Origin of the sequence: Photorhabdus sp. RM322S (genome assembly GCF_042879395.1) — a bacterium.
Classification (GTDB): domain Bacteria; phylum Pseudomonadota; class Gammaproteobacteria; order Enterobacterales; family Enterobacteriaceae; genus Photorhabdus; species Photorhabdus khanii.
This window is the reverse complement of record NZ_JBHFKW010000141.1, coordinates 1-876: the sequence shown is the minus strand read 5'-3', so window position 1 is coordinate 876 and position 876 is coordinate 1. Positions and strand designations below refer to the sequence as shown.

At 47.5% G+C, this 876-nt stretch carries 1 protein-coding gene; it reads right to left on the bottom strand.

Features of this window, described 5'->3' with window-relative positions; genetic code table 11:
- A partial coding sequence (locus ACGF63_RS22950; RefSeq protein WP_387633389.1) for an IS110 family transposase occupies positions 1–758 on the bottom strand: 758 nt, incomplete at its 3' end.
- Between the last annotated feature and the right edge of the window lie 118 nt (positions 759–876).

Sequence of the window (876 nt, the reverse complement as noted above, 5' to 3'; positions counted from 1 at the left end):
TATTGCCGGGGAACAAGTCCCATCGAGGCAGCAAAATCGCGGCTGCATGAAAATTGTTTGCCATCACCGAGCTGGGATGAGAGTAAGCTGGCCGTAATTGGCCCCACACCCGGAATTGTCATGATGCGTTGAGCGGTGTCATCTACACTGATGGACTGATTTAATTCTGATCCCAGCGCCGTTATTTGCTCGACAAGATAAAGGTAGTGGGCATGTAATTTCATCAGCAAACGGCTCAGATAATCGGGCACGTCGTGTTCTGCCAGAACCAGAGATAACCGTTTAATGACCGCCTCGCCTTTTGGCAAACGGATACCAAACTCCAGCAAAAAGGCGTGCATTTGGTTAGTGGTCTTTACCTTATCTCTGATGAGTGATTCTCTGACACGATGCAGTGCTCTCATCGCCTGTTGCGTCTCCGTTCTCGGCTGGACAAAACGCATTGAGGGGCGTGATGCCGCTTCACATATCGCCTCTGCATCAACGAAATCATTTTTGTTACTTTTGACAAAAGGACGAACAAACTGTGGAGATATCAGCTTCGCATCATGGCCTAAATCAGCGATCCGGCGAGCCATAAAATGTGCACCCGCACAAGCTTCCATCACGACGGTAGTCGATATACACCCAGCTAAAAATTCCATTAATTTTGTGCGGGTAAATTTTTTACGCAGCATAGTCTTGCCGAATTTGTCCTGACAATGGATATGGAAAGAATGCTTACCGAGATCGATACCAATAAGTGTGACGTTTTGCATGATGGCCTCTCCAGAAAGAAAATACCCTATAAGAGTATCGCTTACAGGGTGGGGAAGACCATCTCATTATGCACCTCCATCGCTGACCTGCACCGGCAATTTAACGGCATGTGTCTGA